The sequence below is a fragment of the Massilia forsythiae genome (genome assembly GCF_012849555.1).
GTDB classification, from domain to species: Bacteria; Pseudomonadota; Gammaproteobacteria; order Burkholderiales; family Burkholderiaceae_D; genus Telluria; species Telluria forsythiae.
Genome location: NZ_CP051685.1, coordinates 3,218,557 through 3,230,026, shown reverse-complemented (window position 1 = coordinate 3,230,026; position 11,470 = coordinate 3,218,557). Strand labels below are relative to the sequence as shown.

9 protein-coding genes are annotated in these 11,470 nt (G+C 71.0%); 4 read left to right on the top strand and 5 right to left on the bottom strand.

The annotated features are described in order from the left end of the window. Window positions 1-17 precede the first annotated feature (17 nt). The 4 genes from hemW to HH212_RS13840 form a co-directional block, all read right to left on the bottom strand. Window positions 18-1,253 (bottom strand): radical SAM family heme chaperone HemW, encoded by a 1,236-nt coding sequence (gene hemW / locus HH212_RS13855; RefSeq protein ID WP_170203009.1) that lies wholly within the window; start codon window positions 1,251-1,253, stop codon window positions 18-20. Further along, on the bottom strand, window positions 1,250-1,834 hold the full coding sequence (gene rdgB / locus HH212_RS13850; protein ID WP_170203008.1) for an RdgB/HAM1 family non-canonical purine NTP pyrophosphatase: 585 nt from the start codon (window positions 1,832-1,834) through the stop codon (window positions 1,250-1,252). The genes hemW and rdgB overlap by 4 nt, the downstream gene beginning before the upstream one ends. Before the next feature lie 71 nt (window positions 1,835-1,905). Then, entirely contained in the window at window positions 1,906-3,276 is a 1,371-nt protein-coding gene (locus HH212_RS13845) for a sensor histidine kinase (RefSeq protein ID WP_170203007.1), read from the bottom strand. Then, entirely contained in the window at window positions 3,260-3,973 is a 714-nt protein-coding gene (locus HH212_RS13840) for a response regulator transcription factor (protein WP_170203006.1), read from the bottom strand. The genes HH212_RS13845 and HH212_RS13840 overlap by 17 nt, the downstream gene beginning before the upstream one ends. 195 nt (window positions 3,974-4,168) lie before the next feature. On the opposite strand from HH212_RS13840, the gene HH212_RS13835 reads away from it, so the two are divergent. The 4 genes from HH212_RS13835 to HH212_RS13820 are packed head-to-tail and all read left to right on the top strand — an operon-like array spanning window position 4,169 to window position 10,368. After that, window positions 4,169-4,594, top strand: a complete 426-nt coding sequence (locus HH212_RS13835; RefSeq protein ID WP_170203005.1) for a hypothetical protein — start codon at window positions 4,169-4,171, stop codon at window positions 4,592-4,594. Window positions 4,595-4,597: 3 nt separating this feature from the next. Next, a complete protein-coding gene (locus HH212_RS13830; RefSeq protein ID WP_170203004.1) occupies window positions 4,598-6,010 on the top strand; it encodes a TolC family protein in 1,413 nt (470 codons plus the stop codon). Between the two features lie 37 nt (window positions 6,011-6,047). After that, window positions 6,048-7,232 (top strand): efflux RND transporter periplasmic adaptor subunit, encoded by a 1,185-nt coding sequence (locus tag HH212_RS13825; RefSeq protein WP_170203003.1) that lies wholly within the window; start codon window positions 6,048-6,050, stop codon window positions 7,230-7,232. Beyond that, the gene (locus HH212_RS13820; protein WP_170203002.1) at window positions 7,222-10,368 is read left to right on the top strand and encodes an efflux RND transporter permease subunit; all 3,147 of its coding nucleotides are present in this window, start codon (window positions 7,222-7,224) and stop codon (window positions 10,366-10,368) included. The genes HH212_RS13825 and HH212_RS13820 overlap by 11 nt, the downstream gene beginning before the upstream one ends. A gap of 84 nt (window positions 10,369-10,452) precedes the next feature. Here the strand turns inward: HH212_RS13820 and HH212_RS13815 are convergent, their stop codons facing one another. Next, a complete protein-coding gene (locus HH212_RS13815; protein ID WP_170203001.1) occupies window positions 10,453-11,439 on the bottom strand; it encodes a DUF535 family protein in 987 nt (328 codons plus the stop codon). Window positions 11,440-11,470: the final 31 nt, after the last annotated feature.

Below are 11,470 nucleotides of genomic sequence, written 5' to 3'. Positions count from 1 at the left end.
GGCCGAGGCGGCGTTCGTCACTCACTCAAAAACATTTCCTGCAGATCGTTCAGGAAGCGCTGCCCCAGCTCGGTCGGGCGGATCACCTTGAAATCGCGGTACAGCAGGCCCTTGGCCTCGGCCGCGTTCAATGCTTGCTCGATGGCGTTGATCGACAGGCCCGTGCGCTGGCCGAACAGGTTCGGATCGAAGCCCTCGGTCAGGCGCAGCAGGTTGAGCATGAACTCGAAGCCCATCTCGTCGCGGCCGATCTCGCGCTCCTCGTGCACCGGGTTGCCCTTGATCGCCGCTTCCATGAACGAGGCCGGCTGCTTGAAGCGCGCCTGGCGCAACACGCGGTGCGGGAACGACAGCTTGGAATGGGCGCCGGCGCCGATGCCGAGGTAGTCGCCGAATTCCCAGTAGTTCAGGTTGTGGCGCGCGCGCCGGCCCGGGCGCGCGTAGGCCGATACTTCGTAGTGCTGGTAGCCGCCGCCGGCCATCGCGCCGGCGATCATGTCCTGGATGTCGGCGCTGTCGTCGTCGCTGGGCAGCTGCGGCGGGTACTTGGCGAACACCGTGTTCGGTTCCATCGTCAGGTGGTACAGCGACAGGTGCGGCGGCGCGAACGCCAGCGCGGTGTCGATGTCCTGGCGCGCCTGCGCCAGGGTCTGGCCCGGCAGCGCGTACATCAGGTCGAGGTTGAAATTGTCGAAGTTGGCGTGCGCGATCTCCACCGCGCGCAGCGCCTCGCGCTCGTCGTGGATGCGGCCCAGCGCCCGCAAGTGCTCGCCGTTGAAGCTCTGGATGCCGATCGACAGGCGGTTGACGCCGCTGGCGCGGAAGGACTTGAATTTTTCCGCCTCGAAGGTGCCGGGATTGGCTTCCATCGTGATCTCGGCATTCAGGTCCAGCGGCAGCAGCATGCGCACGTCGGCCAGCAGCCGGTCCAGGCCGGCGGCCGAGATCAGGCTGGGCGTGCCGCCGCCGATGAAGACGGTGTGGACCTTGCGGCCCCAGATCAGCGGCAGCGACTGCTCCAGGTCGGCGCGCAGCGCATCCAGGTAGGCCTGCTCCGGCACCGGGCCGCTGGATTCGTGCGAATTGAAGTCGCAGTACGGGCACTTGCGCACGCACCACGGCCAGTGGATGTACAGCGACAGCGGCGGCAGCGCCGTCAGGTTCAGCGAGCCGGGCTGCAGGTATTGCAGGGCCGCCGTGGCCGGCGAGCGCGGCGCGCCCGGCTCGGGAAGCGCCGGTTTGATGGGAATCATTTCAGCTTCTCGACCAGTGCGCGCAAGGCCTGGCCGCGGTGCGACAGCGCATTCTTCTCGCTCGGCGCCAGCTCGGCGGCGGTCTTGCCCAGCGCCGGCACCAGGAAGTATGGATCGTAGCCGAAGCCGCCCGCGCCGCGCGGCATGTCGATCATGCAGCCGCGCCAGACGCCGTCGGCGATCACCGGCTGCGGGTCGTCGGCGTGGCGCACGTACACCAGCACGCAATAGTAATAGGCCGATTTGTCGGCGTGGGCGGCCAGCTCGCGCACCATCTTTTCGTTGTTGCGCGCGTCCGACTTCGGCTCGCCGGCAAAGCGCGCCGACAGCACGCCGGGCGCGCCCTTGAAGGCGTCGATGCAGACGCCGGAATCGTCGGCCAGCGCCGGCAGGCCGGTCAGGCGCGCGGCGTGGCGCGCCTTGGCGAGCGCGTTCTCGACGAAGGTGCCGAACGGTTCTTCCGCTTCCGGCACGTCGAATTCCCCCTGCGGATGCAGTTCGAAGCCGATCGGCGCCAGCAGCTGGGCGAATTCCTTGAGCTTGCCGGCGTTGTTCGAGGCAAGGATGAGACGTTGGGTCATGGCGTGGACAGAATGGGGAAAGGCGTTATTCTAGCGCCGCCTGCAGTATGCCGCATGCCGCCTGCCGCGTTTTACTGCACCGGTATCACGATGCGCGCCTCGAAGCCCGGCGCCGCGTCGCGCAGCGCCAGCGCGCCGCCGTGCAGTTGGGCGATGGCGCCGACGATCGCCAGCCCGAGCCCGTTGCCCGGCAGGTGGCGGCTCTGGTCGACGCGGTAGAAGCGCCGTCCCAGCTTGTCCATCTCGGCCGCAGGCACGCCGGGACCGTAATCGCGCACGGCCAGCGATACGCCCGCTTCCCCCGTTTCGGCGCGGATGTCGACCCGGCCGCCGGCGCGCGCGTACTTGATCGCGTTGTCGATCAACCCGGCCAGCGCGCTGGCCAGCAGGTGGCGGTCGCCGCGCACCGGCACCGGGCCGGCGGCCAGGCAATGCAGCGCCACGCCCTGCTCGTCGGCGGCGGCTTCGTACAGCTCGGCCATGTCGGCGGCCAGCGCGGCCAGGTCGAGCTGCTCGAACGAGCCGGTGCGCACGCCGGCTTCCAGCGCGGCGATCTGCAGCAGCTTGTCGAACAGCGAGATCACGCCGTCGATGCCCTCGATCGCCAGGCGCGCGTCGAGCGCCAGCGCGTGCGGGTCGCCGCTCGCCTCGAGCGCGCGTTCGAGGCGCCCGCGCACCCGGCCGAGCGGCGTGCGCAGGTCGTGCGCGATCGAATTCGAGACGTGGCGCACGCCCTCCATCAGCGCCTCGATGCGGTCGAGCATGCGGTTGATGTCTTCGCCCAGGCGCGCGAACTCGTCGCGGCCCTGCACTTCGATGCGGCTGGACAGCTCGCCGCCGGCGATGCGCGCGCTGGTGCGGCGGATGTGGCCGATGCGGGCCTCCAGGATGCTGCGGAACAGCTGGGCGCCGAAAAAGGCCAGCAGCACCGACACCGCGGCCCCGGCCAGCAGCGCGCGCAGCACCACGGCGCGGACCGAATCCAGCTCTTCCAGGTCGCGCCCGACCAACAGTTGGCTGGCGTCGTCCAGGCGCACGGCGAGCAGGCGCACCGACACCGGCGCCGGCGTTCCGGCGCGCTGCATGCGGCTGGACGCCAGGCGGCCGGGCGCCGGCAGCGCCCCGCGCCAGCGCCCCAGGTTGCCGGACACCAGGCGCCCGGCGCCGTCGAACAGGCCGAGCATCTCGGTGTCGGTGTCGTCGCGGTCGTGCAGCTGCGTCTCGATCTCGCGCATCGCCGCCGGCCGGCCCTCGGCGCGCCAGGCGGCGCGGATGCGCGCCTGCGACGCGGCGATCTTGTTGTCGATCGAGCGCTCGAACACGCCCACGGTGCCGAAGTAGACGATGGCCGACAGCGCCGCCATCGACAGCGCCATCAGCAGGCCGTAGCCGACCGCCAGGCGCGCCGCGATCGAGCCGCGCAGGCTAAGCCGCGGCGCCATGCGACGATGCGGCCGACGACTGGGCGCTCAGCATGTAGCCGGCGCCGCGCACGGTGTGGATCAGGGCCGGGCTGAAATCCTTGTCGATCTTGCCGCGCAGGCGGCTGACCTGGACGTCGATGACGTTGGTCTGCGGGTCGAAGTGGTATTCCCACACGCCTTCCAGCAGCATGGTGCGGGTGACGATCTGGCCTTCGTGGCGCATCAGGTATTCCAGCAGGCGCATCTCGCGCGGCTGCAGCGCGATCGCGGTGGCGCCGCGGGTGGCGCGCATGGTGCGCAGGTCGAGCTGCAAATCGGCCACCTGCAGCACGCTGACCTCGCGCGACCAGGCCGCGCGCCGGCTCAGGTTTTCCACGCGCGCCAGCAGTTCCGAAAGTACGAACGGCTTGGTCAGATAGTCGTCGCTGCCGGAGCGCAGGCCGCGTACCCGCTCGTCGACGCTGTTCAGCGCGCTCAAGATCAGCACCGGCGTGGCGTCGCCGCGCGCGCGCAGGCGCTCGATCACGCCGATGCCGTCGACCTGGCCGGGCAGCATGCGGTCCAGCACCACGACGTCCCAGCGCCCTTCCTGCAGGCGGCGCAGGCCGTCCTCGCCGCTGGTTTCCGCCTGCACGGCATAGCCGGCGGCGCGCAGCGCATCGCACAGGTAGGCGCGGGTTTCATCGTCGTCTTCGATCACGAGGCAGTGCGGCATGGCGGCGTCCGGTGGGTTGACAGGCCAGTATAGCCGAGTGTGTTTCTTCAAGACATTACGGTTCGGTAAGCTTGCCGGGCCTGGATTACGGCTTGGTAATGATTACCCGATCGTAATGTTTACGCGCTCGCGGATCTCTATCATCCCGCTGCAACCGGCGCCTGCCGCGCGCCGCCGTCGAACCGGGAGTCCCACATGAACCAAGCCAATCACCCCTTCACGCATCGATCCACGCGCCGCCTGGGCGCCTGCCTGGCCTGCGGCCTGTGCCTGTGCTGCCTGCTGGCGGGCTGCGCCGAACCGCTCGGCAACGGCCTGGTCGACTGGGCGCACGGGGCGCGCCGCGCTCGCGTGCTGGCCGTGCTGGATGCGCAGGCCGGCGCCGCCGCGCTGCACGCCTGCGCGCCGTCCGCGCCGCCCGCCACTACCTACGTACGCGTGCGCTATCGCCTGGCGCGCCTGCACCGCAGCGCGGTGGCGCCGCTGCCCGCCGGGATGACGCTGGCGGCCGGCGACGAGGTCGAGCTGTGGCCCGAGGATTGCGATGCCTGCCAGGCGGCGCGCATCGAACGCGTGCTGCCGGCGCCGGCCGCCGGATCGCCGGCCGCCGGAAAGGAATAAGGCATGGATTTCGCTCCTCATTCCCGCCGCCTGCGCACCGGCGCGCTGGCGCTGGCCCTGGCCTGCGCCGCCATCGCCGGCCCGGCCGCGGCGCGCCCGCTGCGCCTGGCCGAGGCGCAAGCCATGGCCGAACAGCATAACCACGACCTGAAGCTGGCCGCCATCGGCGTCGACAGCGCGGCCGCCGCCGTCGCCAGCGCCGCCGCCGCGCCGAATCCGGTGCTGACCGTGCAGAGCATGAACATCAACCCGGCCGCCGGCGTCGGTGCCGGACCGCTGCACGCCAAGACCGTCGACAGCGCGCTGCGGGTCGACCAGCTGGTCGAACGCGGCGCCAAGCGCAGCTTGCGCACGGCCGCCGCCGGCCAACTGGCGCTGGCGGCGCGCGCCGACCTGGCCGATACCCGCCGCCAGCTGCGGCGCGACGTCGCCCAGGCCTACTACGACCTGCTGGCGGCGCAGGAACGCAGCGCCCTGAACCTCGACAGCGCCGCGCTGGCCGAACGCGCGCTGCGCGCCGCCGAGCAGCGCCAGCGCGCCGGCGACCTGGCCGGCAGCGACACCGCCCGCCTGCGCATCGACGCCCTGCGCGCGCGCAACGACGCCGACGATGCCGCCGCCGACCTCGACCAGGCCAGGCGCGCGCTGGCCCAGCTGCTCGGACTCGGCGCGGACGCCGACCTGAGCGCGGCCGATGCGTGGCCGGCGCCCGCGTCCGCGCCGGCTTCCGCTTTGTCTTCCAGCGCCGCCGTCTCCGGCGACGGTTCCGGCGGCGGCACGGCCGGCATCGCCGGCGCGGATGGGGGCAGCGGCGCCGTGTCCACAGCCACCGCATCGGCCACGGATGAACGCCGGGACAGCGCCGCCATCGAGCGCCGCGCCGATATCGCCGCCGCGCGCGCGCGCCTGCAGGCGGCGCGCTCCGCGCGCGACCTGGCGCTGGCCGGGCGCACGCGCGACGTCACCGTCGGCGTGCAGTTCGAGCATTACCCGGCCAGCAGCGCCAATCCGCAGGGCAGCGGCAACAGCATCGGCATCGCCGTGCAGGTGCCGCTGTTCGTGCGCTACGGGATGCAGGGAGAAATCCGCAGCGCCGAAGCCGCCCTCGACGCCGCCGGCGAGAACCTGGCCAAGACGCGCCAGGCGGCGCAAGCCGACGTGGCGCGCGCCCGTGCCCAGGCCGATGCCGGCGCGCGCCGCGTGGCGCGCTACGACCGGGACTTGCTGCCGGCCGCGCACAAGGCGGCCGATGGCGCCGAGTTCGCCTTCGCCCACGGCGCGCTCGGCGTGATGGACGTGCTGGACGTGCGCCGCGCCTGGCGCGCGGCCCAGCTGGACGCGCTGGCCGCGCGCGCCGACTACGCCAGGTCGCTGGCGGCGCTGGACGCCGCCCTGCATACCGAAACGAACGACTGAGCCTGCAACCCAGGCCGAACAACCGGGAGCCGAACCCATGAACATCCTGACCTACACCGCCGCATGCGGCCTGGCGCTGGCCACGGCCGGCGTGGCCTGCTACGCCCTGCTGCCCGAGCGCGTCGCCAGCGCCGCCACCGTCCCCGCCACCGTCCCCGCCACCTCAGCGGCCAAGGCGCCCGCCGCCGGGCCGGGCGCCGGCCTGCTGCGCTTCGCGCCGAACGACCCGCAGCTGTCCTTTTTGAAGATCGAAGCGGTCGGCGCCGGCGCGCTGCCGCTGGCCGACCCGGTGGCCGGGCGCATCGCCTACGACGAAGCGCGCACCAGCCGCGTCAGCTCGCCGGTGCCGGGGCGCGTGGTCGCCCAGCACGTCGAGGTCGGCGACAGCGTACGCGCCGGCGCCCCCGTGGTCGAACTCGATTCGCCCGACCTGGCCGCGGCCCAGGCCGACGAGCGCAAGGCCGCCGCCGACGAGGAGCGCAAGCGCCTGGCGCTGGGCCGCGCGCGCATGCTGCTGGACGCCGAAGTCCTGGCGCGCAAGGATTTCGAGAACGCCGACGCCGACTACCGGCAGGCCGACGCCGAGGCACGCCGCGCGCGCCAGCGCATCGCCAACCTGCACGCCGGCGGCAAGGTCGACGGCCGCTTCGTGCTGCGCGCGCCGCTGGCCGGCATCGTGGCCGACAAGCAGGTCAACCCGGGCCAGGAAGTGCGCCCCGACCAGTCGAATCCGCTGCTGGTGATCAGCGACCTGCGCCACGTGTGGGCGATCGCCGACGTGCCCGAGCGCCTGGCCGCCCGCCTCCAGCGCGGCCAGGCGGTCAGCGTCGAGACCGAGGCCTGGCCGGGCGAGCCGGTACGCGGCGCCATCGAACGCATCGGCGTCGCGGTCGATCCGGTCACGCGCCGCGTGCAGGTGCGCTGCGCGCTGGACAACCCGGACGGCCGCCTGAAACCCGACATGTTCGCGCGCATCGCCTTCATTTCAAGCGCCGACCGCGGCGCCGCGCTGGCGCTGCCCAACACCGCCCTGTTCACCGAAGGCGCCCAGACATGGGCCTACGTCGAAGTCGCGCCCGGCAGCTTCGAGAAGCGGCGCGTGCACGTGGCCATGGGCGGCGCCCGGGTGTCGTTCGTCGACGCCGGCCTGCGCCCGCGCGAGCGGGTGGTGGTCGAAGGCGCGCTGCTGCTGAACGCCGAGGGAGCCAACCATGCTGGCTAGGCTGCTCGACCTCGTGCTGGCCCAGCGCGTGCTGGTGCTGTTCCTGACCGGCTGCCTGGCGGCGCTCGGCTGGCATGCGCTGGACGACTTGCCGATCGAAGCCTTCCCCGACGTGCAGGACGTGCAGGTGCAGGTGGTGACGCAGCTGCCCGGCCAGGCCGCCGAGGAAGTCGAGCGCGTGGCCACGCTGCCGATCGAGCGCGAGCTGGGCGGCGTGCCGCGCCAGACCCAGCTGCGCTCGGTGAGCATCGGCGGCCTGTCGGTGGTGACGCTGACGTTCGCCGACGGCACCGACGATTACTTCGCGCGCCAGCAGGTGACGGAACGCCTGCAGAACGTGACCCTGCCGCCCGGCGTGCAGCCGTCGCTGGCGCCGCTCACCACCGCCGTGGGCGAGGTCTACCGCTACGTGCTGGATGCGTCCGGCGTGGCAACGCCGGGCATGGACGAGAACGAGGTGCGCGCGCTGCAGGACTGGGTCTTGCGCCCGGCCCTGCGCGCGCTGCCCGGCGTGGCCGACGTGGTCAGCTTCGGCGGCACCGTCAAGCAATACCAGGTGCAGGTCGACCCGCTGGCCCTGAACCGCTACGGCGTCACGCTCGACCAGGTGCGCCAGGCGCTGGCCAACGCCAGCGCCAACACCGGCGGCGGCCTGGTGCAGCGCGGCGACGAGGCGCTGGTGGTGCGCGGCATCGGCATCTTCGACGGCATCGACGACATCGGGCGCGCCGTGGTCAGCGCCAGCAACGGCCGCACCGTGCTGGTGGCGGACGTCGGCCGGGTCGCCATCGGCAACAGCCCGCGCTCGGGCGTGGTCGCCTTCAACCGCGAGAACAGCGTGGTCGAGGGCATCGTCCAGATGAGCAAGGGCGCCAACGCCGCCAAGGTGGTGGCGCAGGTGCGGCAAGCGCTCGACGGCATGGGCGCCAAGCTGCCGCCCGGCGTGCGCATCCGCACCATCTACGACCGCAGCGACCTGATCGGCCACACCGTGCGCACCGTGGCCGAGAACCTGACGGTGGGCGCGCTGCTGGTGATCGCCATCCTGGTCATCTTCCTGGGCAACTGGCGCGCCGCGCTGATCGTCGCGGCCGTGATCCCGCTGTCGCTGCTGTGCGCCTTCATCGTGCTGGACGCGCGCGGCATCCCGGCCAACCTGATCTCGCTCGGCGCGGTGGATTTCGGCATCATCATCGACAGCGCGGTGGTGCTGGTCGAGGCGCTGCTGGTGCGCCTGCACGCGGCCTCGCTCGACGCGCGGCCGCAGCCGGCCGAGGCCACCATCAAGCAGACCGTGCTCGCGCTCGGCCAGCCGATCCTGTTCGCCAAGGCCATCATCATCGTCGCCTTCATCCCGATCTACACCTTCCAGCGCGTGGAGGGCAAGATCTTCGCGCCGGTGGCGTTCACGCTCAGCTTCGCCATGCTGGGCGCGCTGCTGCTGACCCTGACGCTGATGCCGGCGCTGCTGGCCTGGGCGCAGCGCGCGCGTCCGCTGCGCGAGCGGCCCAACGCCTGGCTGCCGCGCCTGCAGGACGGCTACCGCCGCCTGCTGCTGCGCGCCGGCGCCCGCCGCGGCCTGGTGTTCGGGGTGTCGGCGGCGCTGCTGGCCGCCGCGCTGGCCTGCGCGCCGCTGCTGGGCAGCGAATTCCTGCCCAAGCTGGACGAAGGCAACCTGTGGCTGACGATCGAGCTGCCGACCTCCAGCTCGCTGGACAACACGCGCGCCATCGAAGCGCGCGTGCGCGCCATCCTGCAGGGCTACCCGGAAGTCGGCAACATCGTGTCGCACGTCGGCCGCCCGGACGACGGCACCGATCCCAAGGGCCCGAACAACATGGAGATCCTGGCCGACCTGCACCCGCGCGCCACCTGGCGCTACCCGGACAAGGAAGCGCTGGTGGCCGACATCGGGCGCCGCATCCACGCGCTGCCCGGCGTGCCGACCAATTTTTCCCAGGTCATCGAGGACAACGTCGAGGAAGCGCTGTCCGGTGTGAAGGGGGAGATCGCGGTCAAGCTCTACGGCCCCGATCTGGCGGTGCTGGAGCGCAAGGCCGGGCAGGTGGCGAATATCCTGCGCGCGATCCCCGGCGCCGCCGACGTCGAGGCGATCCGCATCGCCGGCCAGAGCGAGCTGGACATCCGCATCGACCGCGAGCGGGTGGCGCGCCTGGGCCTGAACGTGGCCGACGTCAACGCCGCCATCCAGGCGGCGCTGGGCGGCATCGCGGTCGGCCAGTTCTACGAGGGCGACCGCCGCTTCGACCTGACACTGCGCCTGGCCGACAAGCAGCGCAGCTCGCTCGACGCCATCGGCGCGCTGCAGGTCAGCCTGCCCGGGGGTAGCGCAAGCGGCGCCGGCAGCGTGCGTCTGGCCGACGTGGCGCGCATCGAGACGCGCCAGGGCGCGGCCCGCATCGCGCGCGAGAGCGGCCAGCGCAACGCCTCGGTCAAGGCCAACCTGCTGGGCCGCGACCAGGGCAGCTTCGTGGCCGAGGCCCGGCAAAAGGTGGCGCAGGAGGTAGCGCTGCCGCCCGGCTACACGATCGCCTGGGGCGGCCAGTTCGAGAACCAGCAGCGCGCCGTCGAGCGCCTGCGCGTGATCGTGCCGCTGACCGCCTTCTTGATCTTCGCCCTGCTGTTCGGCGCCTTCCGCTCGATGGCGCGCGCATTGCTGGTACTGGCGATCGTGCCGTTCACGCTGGTCGGCGCGGTGGCCGGCCTGGCGCTGGCCGGCCTGCACTTCTCGATCTCGGCGGCGGTCGGCCTGATCGCCGTGGCCGGCATCTCGGTGCAGAACGGCGTCATCCTGGTCGAGCAGATCGTCGAGCTGGGGCGCGCCGGCCGCCCGGCTTGGGACAGCGCCTTGGAGGGCGCGGTAGCGCGCCTGCGGCCGATCCTGATGACGGCGTTGATGGCCGGCCTCGGGCTGCTGCCCGCGGCGCTGTCGCACGGGGTCGGGTCCGAGACGCAGCGCCCGTTCGCGGTGGTGATCGTGGGCGGGATCGTGTCGGCGACGGTGTTTACCTTGTTGCTGCTGCCGCTGGCATGGCCGTGGTTCGCGGGCCGTGGCGCGCGCGGGACGGCCGCGGCCTGCGCCATTGAGAATGTGAACGCGGACGCGGTCCATTGAGCCTGCCCGTTCCGGTCCGGCAGAGGCTCGCGCTCCTGCCGGCCGCTGTCGCCCGGTCCGCGAGCGACGGTGCAGGAACCGGTCTTACAAACTTCCCAGGTTGTCCGTCAAATTGAAGAACAACCCGTCGCTGTGCCGGCGGATCGCCTGGATGGTCGGGATCGACTCCTGGGCGGCAACCTCCCTCTTCAGCGCCTGATCCGCTTGCCCGGACACTTCGCACAACAATTCATATTGCTTGCTGATCGCAGAGCGTTTCTTGGCGACGAAATCCGCCAATACCGGCGGCTGCAGCGGCACGCAGTCCAGTTCGAAGTTGCCATCGGCGCGCAGCAGCGCGCCGCAACTTTCCCAGAAGCCGTCGTAGTCGGCGAGCAGCTTGCCATCTTTCCTGAAACTGGCCAGCGCGTGATTGTCGTTGCCGACCAAATAGACCTTGCCGGCCCCGAGTTCATGCCCCAGGTTCCTCATCAGCTTCAACATGAGCCGCTTCGGATGCAGGCCGAAGAAATCCCTGCCCGCCTCGCGCATCAATGCCAGTCCATCATGGCGCGGCCCCTGCAGGCCGCCGATGGCGATGCACCATCGATCGAGCTTCAGGAACGAGAAAGAGCAGGAACAAATCAGCGCATCTTCCCGGAACAGGCGCAGCGCGAGATCGCCTTCACGGTCCATCTTCATGCCGCATTCGAGCGTCAAGCGGTAGCGCGCGGCCGATTTACCGGCGAATTCGGCCAGCAGCATGGGCGATGCGGCTGCCTTCAGGATGACCGGGTTCCAGCCGATCGACCTCGCAAAGCTGTAGTGCCCGATCAATTGGGAAACCCGCTGGGCGCAATCGAGCTTGTTGGTCAGGTAGCTTCGATAGATTTTCCGGAGCAGATAAGGATTATGCGCGACGAGCCTCGCATAAAACTCGTGTGAATTGAGAAAACCCATCCATTTCCTGGTCGGCTCGCGATAGGCGACCGACCTCGCTTTCAATTTCAGGAATTCCCTCGCCCTGGCGATGCCGGCATATTGGACGACGCCGCTGGCCGCGGTCACTTTCGGCGCTTCTTCTCGCTTCATTTTCATTCGATGATATTTACAAAAATAGAAC

Bases quoted from the DNA above. Each gene is read 5' to 3' on its own strand.
- hemW (WP_170203009.1), bottom strand. From the start codon at position 1,253: ATGATTCCCATCAAACCGGCGCTTCCCGAGCCGGGCGCGCCGCGCTCG.
- rdgB (WP_170203008.1), bottom strand. From the start codon at position 1,834: ATGACCCAACGTCTCATCCTTGCCTCGAACAACGCCGGCAAGCTCAAG.
- HH212_RS13845 (WP_170203007.1), bottom strand. From the start codon at position 3,276: ATGGCGCCGCGGCTTAGCCTGCGCGGCTCGATCGCGGCGCGCCTGGCG.
- HH212_RS13840 (WP_170203006.1), bottom strand. From the start codon at position 3,973: ATGCCGCACTGCCTCGTGATCGAAGACGACGATGAAACCCGCGCCTAC.
- HH212_RS13835 (WP_170203005.1), top strand. From the start codon at position 4,169: ATGAACCAAGCCAATCACCCCTTCACGCATCGATCCACGCGCCGCCTG.
- HH212_RS13830 (WP_170203004.1), top strand. From the start codon at position 4,598: ATGGATTTCGCTCCTCATTCCCGCCGCCTGCGCACCGGCGCGCTGGCG.
- HH212_RS13825 (WP_170203003.1), top strand. From the start codon at position 6,048: ATGAACATCCTGACCTACACCGCCGCATGCGGCCTGGCGCTGGCCACG.
- HH212_RS13820 (WP_170203002.1), top strand. From the start codon at position 7,222: ATGCTGGCTAGGCTGCTCGACCTCGTGCTGGCCCAGCGCGTGCTGGTG.
- HH212_RS13815 (WP_170203001.1), bottom strand. From the start codon at position 11,439: ATGAAGCGAGAAGAAGCGCCGAAAGTGACCGCGGCCAGCGGCGTCGTC.